General features: G+C 64.0%; 12 protein-coding genes, 1 pseudogene and 1 CRISPR repeat array. Of the genes and pseudogenes, 9 read left to right on the top strand and 4 right to left on the bottom strand.

All coding sequences use genetic code 11. The features are described 5' to 3' along the window. The first annotated feature begins 14 nt into the window (after positions 1–14). Complete coding sequence (locus ACMHYJ_RS09735) at positions 15–758, top strand: aminotransferase class IV (protein ID WP_414245976.1); 744 nt, start codon at positions 15–17, stop codon at positions 756–758. 83 nt (positions 759–841) lie between these two features. Continuing rightward, a complete protein-coding gene (locus ACMHYJ_RS09730) occupies positions 842–1,504 on the top strand; it encodes a C40 family peptidase (protein ID WP_414245975.1) in 663 nt (220 codons plus the stop codon). Positions 1,505–1,761: 257 nt separating this feature from the next. Here ACMHYJ_RS09730 and ACMHYJ_RS09725 read toward each other — a convergent pair whose 3' ends face one another. Continuing rightward, positions 1,762–2,127, bottom strand: a complete 366-nt coding sequence (locus ACMHYJ_RS09725) for a DUF2325 domain-containing protein (RefSeq protein ID WP_414245974.1) — start codon at positions 2,125–2,127, stop codon at positions 1,762–1,764. A gap of 259 nt (positions 2,128–2,386) precedes the next feature. Continuing rightward, positions 2,387–3,349, bottom strand: coding sequence for a CysB family HTH-type transcriptional regulator (locus tag ACMHYJ_RS09720; RefSeq protein WP_414245973.1), 963 nt, complete (start codon positions 3,347–3,349; stop codon positions 2,387–2,389). Between the two features lie 177 nt (positions 3,350–3,526). Between ACMHYJ_RS09720 and ACMHYJ_RS09715 the strand changes: the two genes are divergently transcribed. The 4 genes and pseudogenes from ACMHYJ_RS09715 (at position 3,527) to ACMHYJ_RS09700 (ending at position 10,239) form a co-directional block, all read left to right on the top strand. Continuing rightward, positions 3,527–4,933 (top strand): MBOAT family O-acyltransferase, encoded by a 1,407-nt coding sequence (locus ACMHYJ_RS09715; protein ID WP_414245972.1) that lies wholly within the window; start codon positions 3,527–3,529, stop codon positions 4,931–4,933. Further along, positions 4,920–6,236 carry a DUF459 domain-containing protein gene (locus tag ACMHYJ_RS09710; RefSeq protein ID WP_414245971.1) on the top strand — a complete coding sequence of 439 codons (1,317 nt, stop codon included), beginning with the start codon at positions 4,920–4,922 and terminating at the stop codon, positions 6,234–6,236. Before ACMHYJ_RS09715 ends, ACMHYJ_RS09710 begins: the two co-directional genes overlap by 14 nt. A gap of 16 nt (positions 6,237–6,252) precedes the next feature. Beyond that, a complete protein-coding gene (locus ACMHYJ_RS09705) occupies positions 6,253–7,587 on the top strand; it encodes a GDSL-type esterase/lipase family protein (protein ID WP_414245970.1) in 1,335 nt (444 codons plus the stop codon). 97 nt (positions 7,588–7,684) lie between these two features. Next, a CRISPR array of direct repeats spans positions 7,685–8,990; the repeat unit is 32 nt; unit sequence GTTTCAATCCACGCGCCTACATGAGGCGCGAC. A gap of 98 nt (positions 8,991–9,088) precedes the next feature. After that, positions 9,089–10,239 (top strand): annotated as a pseudogene (locus ACMHYJ_RS09700) (IS3 family transposase). A 179-nt stretch (positions 10,240–10,418) separates the two neighbouring features. On the opposite strand, the gene ACMHYJ_RS09695 reads toward ACMHYJ_RS09700, so the two are convergent. Then, the gene (locus ACMHYJ_RS09695; RefSeq protein WP_414245969.1) at positions 10,419–10,895 is read right to left on the bottom strand and encodes a PBECR2 nuclease fold domain-containing protein; all 477 of its coding nucleotides are present in this window, start codon (positions 10,893–10,895) and stop codon (positions 10,419–10,421) included. 239 nt (positions 10,896–11,134) lie between these two features. On the opposite strand from ACMHYJ_RS09695, the gene mutS reads away from it, so the two are divergent. Beyond that, entirely contained in the window at positions 11,135–13,735 is a 2,601-nt protein-coding gene (gene mutS / locus ACMHYJ_RS09690; protein ID WP_414245968.1) for a DNA mismatch repair protein MutS, read from the top strand. Positions 13,736–13,766: 31 nt separating this feature from the next. Here mutS and ACMHYJ_RS09685 read toward each other — a convergent pair whose 3' ends face one another. Beyond that, entirely contained in the window at positions 13,767–14,870 is a 1,104-nt protein-coding gene (locus ACMHYJ_RS09685) for a substrate-binding domain-containing protein (protein ID WP_414245967.1), read from the bottom strand. Positions 14,871–15,073: 203 nt separating this feature from the next. Here ACMHYJ_RS09685 and ACMHYJ_RS09680 point away from each other — a divergent pair, with 203 nt between their 5' ends. Both ACMHYJ_RS09680 and ACMHYJ_RS09675 read left to right on the top strand, forming a co-directional pair. Next, on the top strand, positions 15,074–15,553 hold the full coding sequence (locus tag ACMHYJ_RS09680) for an NAD(P)H-dependent oxidoreductase subunit E (RefSeq protein WP_414245966.1): 480 nt from the start codon (positions 15,074–15,076) through the stop codon (positions 15,551–15,553). 1 nt (position 15,554) lies between these two features. Continuing rightward, the gene (locus ACMHYJ_RS09675; RefSeq protein ID WP_414245965.1) at positions 15,555–17,117 is read left to right on the top strand and encodes a formate dehydrogenase beta subunit; all 1,563 of its coding nucleotides are present in this window, start codon (positions 15,555–15,557) and stop codon (positions 17,115–17,117) included. Positions 17,118–17,122: the final 5 nt, after the last annotated feature.

Genomic DNA, 17,122 nt, shown 5'->3' with positions numbered 1-17,122 from the left:
CATCCGCCACGCCCATGCCGCAGACCCCGCCCGCCCTGATTGAAACGATGCGACTGGCCGATGGCCAAATCGCGCTGTGGCCCGGACACCGCGCCCGGCTGCTGATGTCGGCCCAGGCGCTGGGCTATCCGGTGGATCCCAGACACATCGACGCGCAGATCGCCGAGGCCATACGCCGCCTGAAGCACCCGGCCGAACCGGCCCGGACGCCCCAAACCGCCGAGCCGGACGATGCAAGCGGCCCGGCTGTCTGGCGTCTTCGGCTGCTGCTGCAGGCAGACGGCCAATGCGCCATCCAGCACAGCCCCCTGCCGGCCACCCCGGAACCGGTGCAATTGGCTTGGGCCGACCACGTCCTGACGACGCGGGCAAGCGATTCGGCCCTGGATCAGCACAATGTCTGGCTACGACACAAAACCACCCACAGGCCCTGGTTTGCCGCCGCCCAGGACTGGCTGCAGCGACATCCAACGCACTTTGATCTGCTGTTCTGCAACCAGGCCGACGCCCCGTGCGAAGGCAGCCGCTGCAACCTGTATGTCCGCGATCCCCAAGGCGGCTGGCTGACGCCGCCCCTGGCCAATGGACTGCTGCCGGGCGTACAGCGCCAATGGCTGCTGGATCAAGGCCGGGCACGGGAGGCCCCACTCAGCCGCCTGGATTTGGAAACCGCCCCGGCGCTGCGGGTTTCCAATGCCCTGCGCGGCTGGCTGAACGCCCGGCTGGAATTCGCTGGTCGGATTCACAGCTTTACCTGACTGGCCTCATCTATTAGAATCTTCGGGCTACCCGCTGGCTGGGTAATCCACCAACAAGACCGCACGACACCCGCTAAAAAACCATGCCACCGCCACACGCCGCCCACGCCAGATCATTCTCTCCGATTTCGTTGTCTCGCTGGGCCAGGCTGTGCCTGTGCGCTGGCCTGGTGGTGCTGGCCGGTTGCGCCACCACCCAACCCCGCCAGACCGCGGATGCCGGTTCCAACCACCTGCTGCGCGACAGCTATCTGCTGTCCACCCAGGCCGACCCGCTGGGCGCCTGGCTGGACAGCAAAGACAGCCTGGCGCTCGACTATCCCCAGTCCACCTCGCGGCACGCCACCCCCGCCCCCAAAACCCTGGCCAACACGGCGCTCAAGTTCCTGGGGGTCAAGTACCGCTACGGCGGGGACGCGCCCGGCGAAGGCTTCGACTGCAGCGGCCTGGTGGCCTACGCCGCCGAAAAATCCCTGGGGCTGAAGCTGCCCCGCACCGCCAGCGGCCAGGCCCAGGCAGGCATCTCGATCGATCGCAACGAGCTCCGCCGCGGCGACCTGGTGTTCTTCAACACCCTGGGGCGCCGCTTCTCTCATGTGGGCATCTACCTGGGAGACAAGAAATTCGTCCACGCCCCGCGCTCGGGGGCGGCCATCCGGGTCGAAAGCATGGACATCGCCTATTGGCGCAAGCGCTACAACGGCGCGCGCCGGCTGAAGCCCCAGTCCGCCACGGCGCAGCGCTGAGGGCCGCCATGAAAAATGCCGGGGATGCCCCGGCATTTTTCATGGCCCGCGCCACCGAATGGCTCTGAACCGACAACACGGCCCGACAATGCGCCGGGCGGGCCTGCACCCGTCCAGACACGAAATCCCCATCCGCTAAGACATTCGACGGCAACCCGCTGCTGAAAATGGGGGCTTACCGCCCCCATCGTCTGGCGGAGCGCGCCCGGGCCAAGCCATGAATACGCGCACAGGAAACCGCTGGATCGGAGCGCGCCTCAGTGCGCGTGGGCCAAGCGCCGGGCTGACGCCTGGGAACGCAACGGACACACAGTGCTTTTACAGAATCCGCACTGATCCAGGGCTTGCTGCATGCTGCACACCGAGCGGCGGCACGTCATGACCCGGATGCCGGCGCGCTGCGCGGCGGCACGAAACGTCTTCATCACGTTATGCCCCAGGAAATCCGTCAGCAAAATGACCAGATCGGTGCCGGACGGCAGACTGGGAGCTTTTTTCTGGTGGGCCGTATCGCGGCCGCTGATGTGATGCGAGATGGCGATATTGTGATCACGCAGCAAATCGGGAATGTTTCCCAGGCGATCCGCACCGACGACCAAGGCATTGACTTGTGACTGCTCCATGGGGATGACTCCTGAACCAATTGAAATTGTTCTTTCTATGATTTGAAATAATAATGATTCTTATTTAGAAAATCAATTGCGATCAGGGATATTTTTTAGTTCGTCACACTTGAGACATACGATGGTCAGGTTCCGCGCACGCAAAAACGGGACACGATCCGCGTGTCCCGTCCGGTTGGTCAACGTTTTATCTCGGCGGACAGCGCCCCGGCCGCCGAAGCCAGGGCCGCGCACGCGCCGGGCAGGCCAATCAGGCGTGTCAGGCGACTTGGCGGATGGCCGGGGTCGGCTGGGAAATGACTTCGGACACCCGTTCGCGGCTGAGTTCGGGCGCCAGCATTTCGAGCAGCACATAGACAAAGTCGCGCAGGAATACGCCGCGCTTGATGGCCACGCTGGTGGTGTGTTTGCCAAACAAGTGGCCGGCGGGCAGCCCCACCAGGCCCTTGTCGCGGCGCGGATCGAAGGCCACCCCGGCGATGATGCCGATGCCCAGGCCGATATCGGCATAGGTCTTGACCACGTCGGCGTCGATGGCCTCCAGCACGATGTCGGGCGTGATGCCCGCCTGCTCGAAGGCGGCGTCAATCGCCCGGCGGCCGGAAAACGCGCGGTCATAGGTCACAATGGGGTATTGCGCCAGGTGTTCCAGCGACAGGTTGCGCGCCGCGCTGGACGTCAGGCTGGTCAAGGGATGATCGGGCGGCACCACCAGGGTGTGCTCCCAGCAGTAGACCGGCAGGGCCACCAGGCCCGGCGTGTCGGCCAGGGTTTCGGTGGCGATGGCGATATCGGCCTGCTCGTGCAGCACCAGCTTGGCCAGGTGCTCGGGGTTGCCCTCGGCCAGGGACACATGAACCTTGGGAAACCGCGCCCGAAACGACGGAATCACTCGCGGCAGCAAGTAGCGCGCCTGGGTGTGGGTGCAGGCGATCACCAGGGCGCCTTCATCGCGCTGGGCGAACTCGTCGCTGACCTTTTTCAGGTTGTCCACCTCGCGCATGATGCGGTCGATCACGCCGGACACCGCCAGCCCCGGCTTGGTCAAGCCCTTGAGCCGCTTGCCGTGGCGTTCGAAGATCTTGATGCCCAGTTCGTCCTCGAACTCGATGATGGCCTTGGAAACCCCTGGCTGCGAGGTATACAGGGCGCGCGCCGCTTCCGTCAGGTTGTAGTTGCGCCGGATGGTTTCCCGGACAAACCGAAATTGCTGAAGATTCATATGCCATAGCCCAATTAGAGAAACTATTATATGGAATATGAAACACCTTTTATATAACTTTTTGTTATTTGTTTAGGGAAAATTCTCCAGCGCCCCGATCAGCCGACCCCGACGGCAGCGCGGCAGCGCCGCCTCGCGCGGACTACAATCCCACGATTGTCCGGCCACACGACCCCCATGAGCTTTCTTTCGCTGGAATTTTCCGGCTTCTTCCTGCTGTTCCTGATCCTGTACTGGAGCTGTGTCCGCTGGCCCGACGTGCAGAACACGCTGCTGCTGGCCGCCAGCTATTTCATCCTGGCCAGCGCGCATCCCTGGTTCGCGCTGATGATCATTGCGTACACCGCGGGCATCCACGCCTGCGGCCTGCTGATCCTGCGCACCCGGGAAAAAAACCGCGCCGGCCTGGCCCTGGCCCTGGTTCTGGCCGTCCTGAACCTGGCGACATTCAAGTATTTCGATTTTTTCCGCGACGGCATCAACGCCGCCCTGACGGCGGCGGGTCTCGCCCCCTGGGTGCCCGCCCTCCAGATCATGGTTCCGCTGGGGATTTCGTTCTACACCTTCCATTCGATCAGCTACCTGGTCTCCCTGCAGCGCGCAGAGATTCAGGCGGCCTCCCTGCCCGCCTTGGCGCTCTACCTGGCCTTTTTCCCCAGCGTCGTGGCGGGCCCCATCAACCGGGCCCGGGTTTTTTTGCCGCAAATCGACTGCAACAGCCCGCGCCAGCTGTTGCAATATCGCAAGGGCCTGCTGCTGATCGCGCTGGCCCTGCTCAAGGTGGTCTACCTGGGGGCCTGGCTGGCCGACACCTGGGCCGACCCGGTATTCGCCAACCCGGCCGGCTACCATGCCCTGGACGCCCTGCTGGGCCTGCTGGCCTACTCGTGGCAGCTGTATCTGAATTTTTCCGGCTACACGGATCTGGTCACCGGGCTGGCCCTGCTGCTGGGATTCACCCTGCCGGTCAATTTCCGCGCCCCTTACGCGGCCGGCAATCTGCGGCATTTCTGGGAACGCTGGCACATCAGCCTATCCACCTGGATACGCGACTATCTGTACATCCCGCTGGGCGGGTCGCGCCACGGCTGGTGGCGCACCCAGGCCAATCTGATGATCGCCATGCTGCTTTCCGGCCTGTGGCATGGTTCCAGCGCCAATTTCCTTATCTGGGGCGGCATCCATGGCCTGGGCATGGTGCTGCTGAATATCGGCGACCGCTGGCTGGGCCGCGACCGCATCCAGCAAGTCACGCCGGTGCTGGCCCATGTCTGTACTTTCCTGCTGGTCTCCGCGGCCTGGATCTTTTTCCGCAGCACCGACCTGGATCAGAGCCTGGCTTTCCTGAACACCCTGTGCACCCACTACAACCAGGCCCTGCAGTTCAATTCGCCCCTGTATCTGCTGGGGATGTGGGTGGCCCTGCGGCTCTATCCCCTGGCGGCGCGGATGACACAATGGGGGCTGGACAACAGCCACCGCCTGCCCGGCGCCGCGCTGCCCCCGATCATCGGCCTGCTGGGATGGCTGGCCTTGTCTCTGTCGCCGCCGGGAATCCCCGCCTTTATCTATGCCAGCTTCTAAACCCCAAACCCCGCCCGCCCGGCCAGCGGCATCATCGCTGGCCCAGGCGCTGCTGGGCCTGTTCGCCACCCTGGCCACGGTGGCCGCCGTCCTGGTCTGGCTGATGCAAGGGTCGGTCAACGAATACTGGCGTCAAACCTACCACCAGGAACCGCGCTGGGCGGCCTGGTCTGCCTGGCCCGCCTGGCAGCTGGGCGGACAATGGCAGCAGGACATGACCGCCAAGCGGCAAGCCTGGGCCGACCGCTGGCGCCAGTTCGACGCGCACGCCGCGCAGGTCTTCAGCCAACTGTGGCAGTCTGCGCCCGGGGCGAGCGCCGCGCCGTCCGCCGCTGCGCCGAGACAGCCGATATCTGCTTCAACGCCCGAACCCGCGCCCGTCGCACCACCAGGCAAGCGCCCCGCGCCGGCCGCCAACCCGGCGTCATTGCCGGCCTCCCAGGCCCAGCCCAGGCCTGCGGCACAGCGCACCGCAAGCCCCGAGCCGGCGGCCGGATCGATGCTCGAATCGCCGCCCGAACCCGTGTCGGCCGCCACGGCGCCGCCCGTCATGGCGCCGACCATCATGGCCGCCGCCCCGGCGGGGAAACCCGCGACCTGGGCGCAGGCCGGCGGAACGATCGCGCTGGACAAAACAGACCGCGTTTTCTTTGTCGGGGATTCGATGATGCAAGGCGTGGCCCCCCATGTGCGCCGCATCCTGACCAAGGAATACGGCATCGACAGCCTGGATCTGAGCAAGCAGAGCACAGGCCTGGCGTATCCCGGTTTTTTCGACTGGCCCAAAACGGTGCAAAACACCTTCGCGCAGCACCCGGACATCCGCTTGATGGTGGTCTTTCTGGGGCCCAACGACCCTTGGGCCTTCGCCGTGGAAAAAGGCCAGCCCTACGCGAAATTCAAGTCCGAAGCCTGGGAGACCGCGTACCGCGCACGCATTCGCGCCCTGCTGGACACGGCCAGGACGCACCAGGCCGCCATCATCTGGCTGCAAGTGCCGGCGATGAAAAACCAGAAACTGGACAGCGGCATGCAATACTTGAACAGCCTGTACGCCGCCGAAGTCCAGACCGCCCACGGCATGCTCATCGACAGCAACCAAGTGCTGGGGCAGACCGAAGGCCGCTTCAATGCCTATGCCGACATCGACGACAAAAAGGTGAAGATCCGCATCGACGACGGCGTGCACTTCACCGTCGCGGGGCAAAAACTGCTGGCCCAGGCGATCCTGGCGCGCATCCAGCCCGTCGCGGCGCCGGCCCTGCAGGCCCAACGGGACGCCAGCAACCCCGAAACCCCTTGATTCCTGGATGCACCCTGTGACCCGCCATTCCATTTTTCGATCGACTTCCCGCCTGCTGGCCGTCCTGGGCATCATGGGCGGCAGCCTGCTGCTGGGCAGTTGCACCGCCCCCCCGCCCCCAGAAGCGTCCGCGCCATCGCCCTCGCCGGCCCCGCCCCCGGACTACCAGCGGCCGGCCCGGCACCTGGGCCTGCAGGATTTTGGCGACCCCAACGCCGACCGGCTGCGACAGCGCCTGCGGGCGGGAAAGCAAGCCGATACAGTCTTGCGCATCGTGCAGCTGGGTGATTCGCACACCGCCTCCGACACCTTCACCAAAGGCCTGCGAGCCCGCCTGCGCACCGATCTCGGCGATGCCGGCATCGGCTGGATCACCCCCATGAACGTGCGCGGCATGGGGCACAGCCTGATCAAGATCCAATCCAAGAACTGGCGGCTGACCAGTAGCCGCACCGACGAATCCGACCATTTCCCGTTGGGCGGCTATATTGCCCAGGCCGCCCGGAAAAACGCCTGGATACGCGTCGACGCCCACCAGCCGGACGACCAGCCCTACCGGGCCACCCTGCTGCTGCGTCAAACCGCCGACGCCCGTCCGCTGCTGCTGCAAAGCGGCGCCCAGCGCCACGCCCTGTCGGCCCGGCAAGCCGCCGCCCCCCGCATCGGCGGATGGCGCTACTTGAGCACCCGTGTGCAACTGCCCTTTACCCTGACGGCCGCCGACGCGGGCAAAACCGAACTCGGCGGCATCTGGTTGGAAAAAGAAACCCGGCACGGCGTGCTGATCTCGCCCATCGGAACAAACGGCGCACGCCAAGGCATCTGGGGAAAATGGCAAGCCGACTGGCCCGCCCAATTGGCCGCGACCCGGGCCGACCTGGTCATCATTGCCTACGGCACGAACGAATCCTTCGACCCGGATCTGGATCCCGCCGCCCTGCGGGCCACGCTGGAAGAAGGCATCCGCGTCGTGCGCGCCGCGCTGCCTCGCGCCGCTGTCCTGCTGATTGCCGCCCCCGACGCCCTGCGCGCCGCCACGAACGAGCATCTGCCTTGTGCCCAGCGACGCCCACTACACCACAAGACGGTCAAGCAAGCCCAATTGACCGTGGCCAAATCCCAGCACACGCTGTATTGGGATTGGGAAAGCGCCCAGGGCGGGGCTTGCCCCATGCTGGATTGGCAGGCGCGCGGCCTGGTCGGCAAGGATCTGGTGCACTTCACCCGGGACGGCTACCAGGAAAGTGCGCGGCGGCTGTATCTGGATTTGAAGCGATGGGAGCGGCAAGGTAATGAGGCGCTGGGAGCGGTCGCCGGAGAAGACGGTTCAGTTACGGAAACATCACACTGAGCCGCGACAACTATCGCCTGCCTCCGCTTTGGATACAGCCGGTCACTGTCCGTGATGCGAGCATTTGCTGGTTAATGTCAGGCGAGCTGTAGCTGATGTTTCGATCCACGCGTCTGCATGAGGCGCGACCAGGGTCGGGGGTTGCATGGTGACCACCGGCGTGGTGTTTCAATCCACGCGCCTACATGAGGCGCGACCTTGGCTATATGGGCCACATGACACCCGAAGAAATGTTTCAATCCACGCGCCTACACGAGGCGCGACGCCGGATGCGTCTGGCGCATCGCTTGCTTTCAGCGTTTCAATCCACGCGCCTACATGAGGCGCGACCAGCCCGTGGTGGGTAGGCGACAAACGAAAGATCAAGTTTCAATCCACGCGCCTACATGAGGCGCGACATAGGGCGTCCGTCAAGCTCTGGCCCACCTGATCGTTTCAATCCACGCGCCTACATGAGGCGCGACCGCCACAATTCATCCACTTCGCCAATAAGCCCGTCGTTTCAATCCACGCGCCTACATGAGGCGCGACCCGGCTCCTGGGCCGCGCCGCTGCACGACACGGGCGTTTCAATCCACGCGCCTACATGAGGCGCGACTATGCAGCCGCAACAGCTCGGCAGCTACGGGCACCGGTTTCAATCCACGCGCCTACATGAGGCGCGACGCGGACGCGGCCAGAAACTCGTCCACAGTGCCGGAGTTTCAATCCACGCGCCTACATGAGGCGCGACTGCCGGAGCCGTAGGGCGTGGATGTCCAATACCAGGTTTCAATCCACGCGCCTACATGAGGCGCGACGTCCTGGACGAGTCCAGCGAGATTAAGAGCATCGGCGCGTTTCAATCCACGCGCCTACATGAGGCGCGACTGGCGGCGCAACTTCAGCACATGGTTCGAGCGGGGTTTCAATCCACGCGCCTACATGAGGCGCGACTTTGGTCAATCTGGGTGCGGGCGTTTTCTTCCGCCGTTTCAATCCACGCGCCTACATGAGGCGCGACGTCCGTGCGGGTGTCGTCGAAGCCGGGACGCTTGTTTCAATCCACGCGCCTACATGAGGCGCGACCCTTGGCGGTGCCGCGCAACAAGCCACCAAGATTGTTTCAATCCACGCGCCTACATGAGGCGCGACCCAGTTCCACTGACTTTCAAGCCGATTGAACAGCAAGTTTCAATCCACGCGCCTACATGAGGCGCGACCTCAAAATCAAGACAACACCGCGCATCGACGGATGTTTCAATCCACGCGCCTACATGAGGCGCGACGTGATTGGATCACGAAGGACCCTTATGAATCTACAGGTTTCAATCCACGCGCCTACATGAGGCGCGACCTGCGGCTGCTGGCTGAAATGCCGGCATACAGTGCGTTTCAATCCACGCGCCTACATGAGGCGCGACCTCCCAGTTCCTGTGCGAGTGCGGCGTCAATTGTCGTGGTTCAATAAAAGTGGACAGCTCGATAGGGGATTTTTTCCTGAGAGGACACTTTGAATACCATGACAACACCACGAGCCCGTAGATCTTTTGACGCAGCGTTCAAGCTGCATGTCGTGCAGATGATCCGAGATCAGGGTCTGAGCGTAGGCCAAGTCTGCCGCGACCTGGATTTAGTCGATAGTGCCGTGCGGCGCTGGTTGGCTCAGTATGATGCAGACCAGAATGGTCAGCCAGGGGTTGGCCTGCCGCTGACACCTGAGCAACAGCGCATCCGCCAATTAGAGCGAGAGAACCAGCGGCTACGAGAGGATGTCTCCTTGCTAAAAAAAGCCTCGGCCTTCTTCGCCCGGGAACTGAAGTGATCCAAAAGATGATCGAACAGTGGGAGAAGAAGGCCGATACGGCTCGGCTGTGCCGTCTGTTAGGCGTGAGCCGTTCAGGGTTCTATGCGGCACGGCGTCGCCGCCAAACGTCACGCCCCTGTGAGCTCTCAGCGCCCTTGCGAGCCGCCTTCCAGGGCAGCGGAGGCAGTTACGGTAGTCGCCGTCTGAGCATTGTCCTGAAGGCCCAGGGATTGCCGGCGGGACGCCATCGGGTACGACGGCTCATGAAGCAAAACAAACTGCAAGCACGCTGGAGGCGCAAGTTCGTTCATACCACCGACAGCAAGCATGATCTGCCGGTCGCTGCCAACGTTCTGGATCGGCAGTTTTCCCCAAGCGGAGCCGACCAAGCCTGGACGGCGGATATCACCTACATCCGCACCCAGCGCGGCTGGCTTTATCTCGCGGCTGTCCTGGACCTGTACTCGCGTAAAATCGTGGGCTAGGCCATGGCACCGAGCATGTCGGCAGAACTCGTGTGTACGGCCTTGCGAATGGCCATCGCGCTACGCCAGCCCCAACCAGGCCTGATCGTACACACAGACCGTGGTAACCAGTATGCCAGCCAGGCCCATCGTGACCTGTTGGCTCGACACCACCTGGTTGCAAGCATGAGTGGTAAAGGCGATTGCTGGGATAATGCCGTCATGGAGAGGTTCTTCCTGAGCCTCAAGATGGAACGGGTATGGCAGCGCCGTTACGCCAACCAGGCTGCAGCCCGTGCCGACATCACCCAATATATTGTCGGCTTCTACAACACACATCGACTGCATTCCACGCTGGGCTATCGTTCACCGGCTGACTTCGAGAAAGTCACTAACCCATAGCCCCTATCTCCGTGTCCATTAATACTTGACCACGACAGCCACAGCCTCCAATCCTACCCCCGGGACAGTCCAGATGGAGCAGCGTCTGGGCTTTTTCATTCTTGTCGTCGATAAAGCCGAAAGCCAACTCGCCAGTCGCCTTCTGATGGGGTCTGGCCTTGGAATACCAAGCCCCCCGATCAACCATCCGGCCCGATATCAAACACAGACAGAGCCGGTGCAGCTTGGCCCTCGATCTCATACCGAGCAGCATAGCGGCGGCGCACCACTGCCTTGTTTTCACTGTACAGCCATTCAATACGGACCCACCCTTCATCGGGGTCACGTAAAGCATCGGCCAGCATCAGCAAATACTGTTCTCGCCCACGATTGGTCGCTTTCCATCGACCACATGCATCCCGGAACAGATCCGCGCCCACGATCAGGCACTCACCCACGGCAACGCGCACCGTCGGGCCGCCGGAACGGATTGTCGCCGGGGCGTCCCGTGATTGGCATTGTTCTTTTTTCTCCAAAACAAGGTCGATGCCATCGTCCCGACGCTTGCGCGGCACCTCCCATTGCTTGGACGCCTTCAGGCGAAGCCCTGGTTGCTCGTCAATGGTAATGTATCGCCCTGGGCGCAGAAGCCGGGCTGCGCGTGCGTCGAAAGCCATATATGGCATGAAAGGTCAGCGTAACTTTTTCGCGGACATTAAAATCATTTAGCGTGACCTGTACAGAACCATCAAAAAGCTACGCGATTGGCGTAAGTGCAGTTGGGGTTTGTTGGGCATTGTTGGATTTTTAGAGAGTGAGGGATGGCGTGAAGAATCAGCCTGAGAACGGGCAAAAACAAGGGCTTTCAGAGAAAAATCAACGTTCTCAGGAACTGAGTTTCGCCAATCATACCCCGATGATGCAACAATACCTGCAGCTCAAAGCGCAGGCCGGTTCGCACCTCCTGTTCTACCGCATGGGCGATTTCTACGAGATGTTCTACGACGACGCGGAGCGTGGGGCGCGCCTGCTGAATCTCACCCTGACCAAGCGCGGCACCTCCAATGGTGCGCCGATCCCCATGGCGGGGGTGCCGCACCATGCCATGGAAGGCTACCTGGCGCGCCTGGTGGCGCTGGGCGAGTCCATCGCCATCTGCGAACAGGTGGGCGATCCAAGCGCCAGCAAGGGGCCGGTGGAACGCCAGATCGTGCGCATCGTCACGCCGGGCACGCTGACTGACGATGCCTTATTGCCCGCCCGTGAAGACCGCTGCATCGCGGCCTGGGTGACCAGCCGCAGCCATGGGCGCGAACGCATGGGGCTGGCCTGGATGAACCTGGCCAATGGCGAATTCAAGGCAGGGGAATGCACGCCTGAATTGCTGGACACTGAACTGGGCCGAATAGCGCCGGCGGAGCTGGTCTGTCCTGATCAGACTGAGCCGGATGCGCTGGAAGCCGCCGGGCTGGACGCGGCCATCAGCCGCGTGCCCGACTGGCATTTCGATGCGGACGGGGCCCGCGATGCGCTGCTGCGGCATTTCGGGGTGGCAGACACCGGCGCATTCGGGCTGGATCACCGCCCCCTGGCGGTGCGGGCGGCGGGGGCGCTGCTGCGCTATGTGGGGGCCACTCAGGCCCAGTCGCTCAAACACGTCCACAGCCTGTCGGAAGACGCCAGCGGCGATTATGTCATTCTGGATCCGGCCACACGGCGCAACCTGGAAATCACCGAAACCCTGAATCACGGTGAAGGGCCCACGCTGTTCAGCACCCTGGATCACGCCTGCACGCCCATGGGCAGCCGGCAATTGCGCCGCTGGCTGCAGGCCCCCTTGCGGGACAACCCGCTGGCCCAGGCCCGCCAAAACGCCATCGGCCAGTTGCTCGGGGCCGGCCCTCAGGCCTTGCCGGGCTTGCGCGACGCGCTGAAATCACTGCCCGACCTGGAACGCATGGCGACCCGCCTGGCGATGGGCACCATCCGCCCCCGCGAACTGGCCAGCCTGCGCGATGCGCTGGCGGCGCTGCCTGCGCTGACGATCCGCATCAAAGAAAACTTTCTGTCCGCACAGCCGTCCCCTGCGGGAGAGGCGGCCCACGGCGAACCGACGTTCACCCTGCTGGCCGACCGTCTGGCGGCCATCGCGGTGGATCCCGCCCTGGCCGGGTTGCTGGCCCGGGCGCTGGCCGCCGAGCCCGCGCTGGCGGTGCGCGACGGCGGCGTCATCGCCCAGGGTTTCGATGCCGAACTGGACGAACTACGGCAGTTGGCGGGAGACAACGGCACCTTTCTGATGGACATGGAAACCCGCGAACGGGCGCGCACCGGCATCGCCAACCTGCGGGTGGAATACAACCGCGTGCACGGGTTTTTCATCGAGGTGTCGCGCGGGCAGGCGGATAAGGTGCCGGACGATTACCGCCGCCGCCAGACTTTGAAAAACGTCGAGCGCTACATCACCCCGGAATTGAAGGCCTGGGAAGACAAGGTTCTGTCGGCCCGCGACCGCAGTCTGGCGCGCGAAAAATGGCTGTTTGATCAACTGCTGGCGCAAGCCGCCCCCCATGCCCCGGGGCTGGCCCGCTGCGCGGCCGCTCTGGCCAGCCTGGATGCCCTGGCGGCACTGGCCCATCACGCCCGCCAACACGGCTGGGTAGCCCCGCAGCTCTGCGTGGATACCTGCCTGGACATCCAGGCGGGACGCCACCCGGTGGTGGAGCACAGCATCGAAGCCTTTACCCCGAACGACTGCAAAATGCATGACGATCGGCGCATGTTGCTGATCACCGGCCCCAATATGGGGGGCAAATCCACTTATATGCGCCAAATTGCCCTGATCGCCCTGTTGGCGCGCGCGGGCAGCTATGTCCCCGCCACCCAGGCCCGCATCGGGCCGGTGGATCGCATTTTCACGCGCATCGGGGCCGCCGACGATCTGGCCGGGGGGCGCTCCACCTTCATGATGGAAATGATGGAGGCCGGGGTGATCCTGGCTGCGGCCACCCCGCACAGCCTGGTGCTGATGGATGAGATCGGCCGGGGAACCTCAACCTACGATGGCCTGGCCCTGGCCTGGGCCATCGCCCACCGCCTGCTGACCCACAACCGCGCCTTGACGCTGTTCGCCACGCACTACTTTGAAATCACCCGCCTGCCGGAACAGGCCCATGGGGTGGCCAATGTCCATCTGGCCGCCGCCGACGCCCCCGACGGCGTGGTGTTTCTGCACGAGGTTCGCCCCGGCCCCGCCAGCCAGAGCTATGGCCTGCACGTGGCCCAGCGCGCCGGCATCCCGCCCGTGGTGATCCGCCACGCCCGCAAGCAGCTGGCGGAACTGGAAGCCCGCAGCCGCCCGGATTCCCAGCTGTCCTTGTTCATCGAGCAGGTCGAGGAAGAAGAAGGCGACAGCGAAGCGCCGCTGCGCACCGCGCTGAAGGCCCTGAACCCGGATGCCCTGACCCCGCGCGAGGCGCTGGATCTGATCTACCAACTGCGGCGCGACTTCCTGTAGCGGCCCACGGCGCTGGCGCGCGCGGGGGCGCTCAGGAGGCCGCCGCATACGCCGGCCCGAAGGCCTGCGCCAGGGTCTGAACCCGGCCCATCAGGCGGCAGTCATAGCCGATCAGATCCCGCACATAGGCCTGGTATGCGTCACCGTTCATCAAATCCAGCAGCCGCTGCAGGGATTGGGTGCCCACCAGGTCTTTGTTGAGGCCGAAAAAATAGCGCTCCCGGGCCAAGGGGATGAAGGCCAGGCCGCAGCGCCACGCGGCGGTTTCCACCCCGATGCCGACATCGGCCATCCCGCTGGCGATGTGCGCGGCCACCGCCATGTGCGTGAACTCGCCGCTGTCGAAACCCGTGATGCGGCGGCTGTCGATGCCCTGCTCATCCAGCATCAATTGCACCAGGAATCGCGTGCTGGAGCCAAACTGGCGGTTCACGAAACGCACGTCCGGCCGCAACAGGTCGGCCACGGACTGGATATTTTTGGGGTTGTCCGGCAAGACGATCAGGCCGGTTCGGCGTTCGGCCACATGCAGCAACAGCACCCGATCCGGGTCCAGCCAGGGCTGGTATCGCGCCAGGATCGCGGATTCGAATTCGCCCACGGGCACTTGGAAGCCCGCCAGATCGCATTCGCCACGATTCAGCGACAACAGGGCCTCGATCCCGGTGCGGTAGCGCAGTTCCAGCGGCAGCAGACCCTGATCCTTGGCCAGGCGCATCAGGCCTTCCACGGCGAAGCCATGGCTGGCGTGCAGGCGAAGCACCGAGGCTTCTTCGGAATACAGGCGCTGCAGTTCTTCCTGCAGCTCGGAGGCGATGCTTTCAAACGTGGGGGCCAGGCGCGCGTCGATACGCCGATTGGCCCACAGCAAATGCTGGGCAAAGCTGGTCAGCCGCGATCCCCGCCTGCGCGAGGTTTCGATCAAGGAGACCTGGAAATCACCCTCGGCCTTGCGCAGCAGCCCCCAGGCATGCCGATACGACAGCCCCCTGATCCGACAGGCCCCGGCAAGATTGCCCTGTTCGTCGATGGCAGCCAGCAGGCGCATGATCTCGCCCATGGGCAGTATTTCCCCGGATGGCTTTTCCAGCACCCATTCGGAATTGAGCTTGGGCTTGAAGCGATAGACCGTCATGTCTCCTCCTGCGCAGGGTTTGAATCTCATTTATAGGAAATAAAAAACATATAAATAGAATCCCACGTGCTTAATATGCTTTTTATATCTTATTGAAAGAACCACATTTTTAATAGTAGATTAAATAAACGGCAAATCATATATATGAAATTAAAAACATATTAAAGCCGCATGGGGCCGTCCATGCGACAGGAGACACACTTATGGACAGCCGCCCCGCGGATTCCGGTCTTGACCCGCAAGACCACAGTCGCCTCATCCAGGACATCCTGGCGCGGCATGCCGGACAACAAGGCGCCCTGCTGCCGATCCTGCACGCCGTGCAGGACACCCTGGGCTATATCCCCGACGCGGCCGTGCCGCAAATCGCGGCCGGCATCCAGCGATCCCGGGCCGAAGTCCATGGGGTCATCCAGTTCTACACCCATTTCCGCACCACGCCGCCCGCCCGGATCCGGGTGGAAATCTGCCGGGCGGAATCCTGTCAGGCCTGTGGCGGCAATGCGCTGTATGAACACGCCCGCCAGCACCTGGCGGGCCGCCCGGCCGATCCGTTTTCCCTGGCCCCCGTTTTCTGTCTGGGGCTGTGCGCCCAGTCGCCCGCCCTCCTGATCAATGGCCAGCCGCACGCCCGCGTCACCCCGGAAAAACTGGATGCCCTACTGGCATCCCAGGAGGTCTGAAATGCGCCATACCCTGTATATCCCGCTGGACACTTCAGCCCTGGCCCTGGGGGCCGATGGGCTGGCCAGCCACTTTCAGGCCCGGGCGGCCCGCCGCGGCCTGTCCCTGCACATTGTGCGCAACGGATCGCGCGGCCTGAGCTGGCTGGAGCCCCTGGTCGAGCTGGACACCCCGGCGGGCCGGATCGCCTACGGGCCCGTCCAGGCGGACGACGTCGACAGCCTGCTGGATGCCATCACCAGCCACCCCGGCCAGCACCCCCTGTGCCACGGCCCGACGGCCGACATCCCATTCCTGAAAAACCAGGAACGCCTGACCTTCGCCCGCGTGGGCATCACCGATCCCCTCAGCATCCCGGACTACCTGGCCCACGGGGGCTTTGCCGGGCTGCGCCAGGCCCTGGGGATGGCCCCGGCCGCCATCGTCACCTGTATCACCGAATCCGGCCTGCGGGGCCGGGGCGGAGCCGCTTTTCCCACCGGCATCAAATGGCGCACCGTGCTGCAGACCCCCGCCCCCCAGAAATACATTGTGTGCAACGCCGACGAAGGCGATTCGGGCACGTTCTCCGACCGCATGCTGATGGAGGGCGACCCCTATGCCCTGATCGAAGGCATGACGATCGCCGGGCTGGCCACCGGGGCCACCCGGGGCTACCTGTACGTCCGATCCGAATACCCGCAGGCCGAAAACATCCTGTCCCAGGCGCTGGCGGCCGCCCGCGCGGCCCACTGGCTGGGAGACAACCTCCAGGGGTCCGGGCACGATTTCGACATCGAACTGCGCCGGGGGGCGGGCGCGTACATTTGCGGCGAAGAAACCGCGCTGCTGGAAAGCCTGGAAGGGCGGCGCGGCCTGGTGCGCGCCAAGCCCCCCCTGCCGGCCATCCGCGGCCTGTTCGGCTGCCCCACCGTCATCAACAACGTGATCTCGCTGGCCACCGTGCCCTTCATCCTGGCCCAGGGCGCGGCAGCCTACCGCGATTACGGCATGGGCAAGTCGCGCGGCACCCTGCCCTTCCAGCTGGCGGGCAACATCCGCCAGGGGGGGCTGGTCGAAAAAGCCTTTGGCCTGACCCTGCGCGAACTGCTGTTCGACTACGGCGCGGGCAGCCGGTCCGGGCGGCCCCTGCGGGCCATCCAGGTGGGCGGGCCTCTGGGGGCCTATCTGCCCGAATCCCAATGGGACACCCCGCTGGACTACGAAGCCTTCATCCAGATTTCCGCCATGCTGGGGCACGGCGGCGTGGTGGCCTTCGACGACACGGTCGACATGGCCGCCCTGGCGCAATACGCCATGGAATTCTGCGCCATCGAATCCTGCGGCAAATGCACGCCCTGCCGCATCGGCTCGGTGCGCGGCCAGGAAATCGTCCAGAAAATCCGCGCCGACGAACACCGAGAAAACCAGGCCGCCCTGCTGCACGACCTGTGCGACACCATGATGGCGGGGTCGCTGTGCGCCCTGGGCGGCATGACGCCCTACCCGGTGCTGTCCGCCTTGCGCCATTTCCCCGAAGATTTCGGCCTGGCCCCGTCCACCGCCGCCTTGCAAACCGCCTGAAGGAG

This window comes from Castellaniella hirudinis, assembly GCF_047468865.1.
Lineage (GTDB): Bacteria > Pseudomonadota > Gammaproteobacteria > Burkholderiales > Burkholderiaceae_B > Castellaniella > Castellaniella hirudinis_A.
This window is presented reverse-complemented; position numbering and strand designations above follow the sequence as displayed.

Bases quoted from the DNA above. Each gene is read 5' to 3' on its own strand.
- ACMHYJ_RS09725 (WP_414245974.1), bottom strand. From the start codon at position 2,127: ATGGAGCAGTCACAAGTCAATGCCTTGGTCGTCGGTGCGGATCGCCTG.
- ACMHYJ_RS09715 (WP_414245972.1), top strand. From the start codon at position 3,527: ATGAGCTTTCTTTCGCTGGAATTTTCCGGCTTCTTCCTGCTGTTCCTG.
- ACMHYJ_RS09720 (WP_414245973.1), bottom strand. From the start codon at position 3,349: ATGAATCTTCAGCAATTTCGGTTTGTCCGGGAAACCATCCGGCGCAAC.
- ACMHYJ_RS09695 (WP_414245969.1), bottom strand. From the start codon at position 10,895: ATGGCTTTCGACGCACGCGCAGCCCGGCTTCTGCGCCCAGGGCGATAC.
- mutS (WP_414245968.1), top strand. From the start codon at position 11,135: ATGATGCAACAATACCTGCAGCTCAAAGCGCAGGCCGGTTCGCACCTC.
- ACMHYJ_RS09735 (WP_414245976.1), top strand. From the start codon at position 15: ATGCCGCAGACCCCGCCCGCCCTGATTGAAACGATGCGACTGGCCGAT.
- ACMHYJ_RS09675 (WP_414245965.1), top strand. From the start codon at position 15,555: ATGCGCCATACCCTGTATATCCCGCTGGACACTTCAGCCCTGGCCCTG.
- ACMHYJ_RS09685 (WP_414245967.1), bottom strand. From the start codon at position 14,870: ATGACGGTCTATCGCTTCAAGCCCAAGCTCAATTCCGAATGGGTGCTG.
- ACMHYJ_RS09680 (WP_414245966.1), top strand. From the start codon at position 15,074: ATGGACAGCCGCCCCGCGGATTCCGGTCTTGACCCGCAAGACCACAGT.
- ACMHYJ_RS09730 (WP_414245975.1), top strand. From the start codon at position 842: ATGCCACCGCCACACGCCGCCCACGCCAGATCATTCTCTCCGATTTCG.
- ACMHYJ_RS09710 (WP_414245971.1), top strand. From the start codon at position 4,920: ATGCCAGCTTCTAAACCCCAAACCCCGCCCGCCCGGCCAGCGGCATCA.